The sequence below is a fragment of the Streptomyces lomondensis genome (assembly GCF_014651035.1).
Taxonomy (GTDB): Bacteria; Actinomycetota; Actinomycetes; order Streptomycetales; family Streptomycetaceae; genus Streptomyces; species Streptomyces lomondensis.
In genome coordinates this window covers 1-1,295 of sequence record NZ_BMWC01000040.1, presented here as the reverse complement: position 1 = coordinate 1,295, position 1,295 = coordinate 1, and the positions used below count along the sequence as shown (strand labels likewise).

The window sequence follows — 1,295 nt, the reverse complement described above, 5'->3', positions numbered from 1 at the left end:
CCTCTAGCGAGTTTCATGGCGGCCCGTACCCTAAACCGACTCAGGTGGTCAGGTAGAGAATACCGAGGCGTTCGGGTGAACTATGGTTAAGGAACTCGGCAAAATGCCCCCGTAACTTCGGGAGAAGGGGGGCCATTTCTGGTGATGGGCTTTACGCCTTGAGCTGGGGGTGGCCGCAGAGACCAGCGAGAAGCGACTGTTTACTAAAAACACAGGTCCGTGCGAAGCCGTAAGGCGATGTATACGGACTGACGCCTGCCCGGTGCTGGAACGTTAAGGGGACCGGTTAGCTCCATTTCGGTGGGGCGAAGCTGAGAACTTAAGCGCCAGTAAACGGCGGTGGTAACTATAACCATCCTAAGGTAGCGAAATTCCTTGTCGGGTAAGTTCCGACCTGCACGAATGGCGTAACGACTTCTCGACTGTCTCAACCATAGGCCCGGTGAAATTGCACTACGAGTAAAGATGCTCGTTTCGCGCAGCAGGACGGAAAGACCCCGGGACCTTTACTACAGTTTGATATTGGTGTTCGGTTCGGCTTGTGTAGGATAGCTGGGAGACTGTGAAGCGCTAACGCCAGTTAGTGTGGAGTCGTCGTTGAAATACCAGTCTGGTCGTGCTGGATGTCTAACCTGGGTCCGTGATCCGGATCAGGGACAGTGTCTGATGGGTAGTTTAACTGGGGCGGTTGCCTCCTAAAGGGTAACGGAGGCGCCCAAAGGTTCCCTCAGCCTGGTTGGCAATCAGGTGTTGAGTGTAAGTGCACAAGGGAGCTTGACTGTGAGACCGACGGGTCGAGCAGGGACGAAAGTCGGGACTAGTGATCCGGCGGTGGCTTGTGGAAGCGCCGTCGCTCAACGGATAAAAGGTACCCCGGGGATAACAGGCTGATCTTCCCCAAGAGTCCATATCGACGGGATGGTTTGGCACCTCGATGTCGGCTCGTCGCATCCTGGGGCTGGAGTCGGTCCCAAGGGTTGGGCTGTTCGCCCATTAAAGCGGTACGCGAGCTGGGTTTAGAACGTCGTGAGACAGTTCGGTCCCTATCCGCTGTGCGCGTAGGAGTCTTGAGAAGGGCTGTCCCTAGTACGAGAGGACCGGGACGGACGAACCTCTGGTGTGCCAGTTGTTCTGCCAAGGGCATGGCTGGTTGGCTACGTTCGGGAGGGATAACCGCTGAAAGCATCTAAGCGGGAAGCCTGCTTCGAGATGAGGACTCCCACCTCCTAGAGAGGGTAAGGCTCCCAGTAGACGACTGGGTTGATAGGCCGGATATGGAAGCACGGTAACGTGTG

Annotated in this window: 1 rRNA gene; it reads left to right on the top strand. The window is 56.3% G+C overall.

The annotated features are described in order from the left end of the window. Window positions 1–1,295: ribosomal RNA gene (locus IE255_RS38835) — 23S ribosomal RNA — on the top strand; the annotation flags it as partial.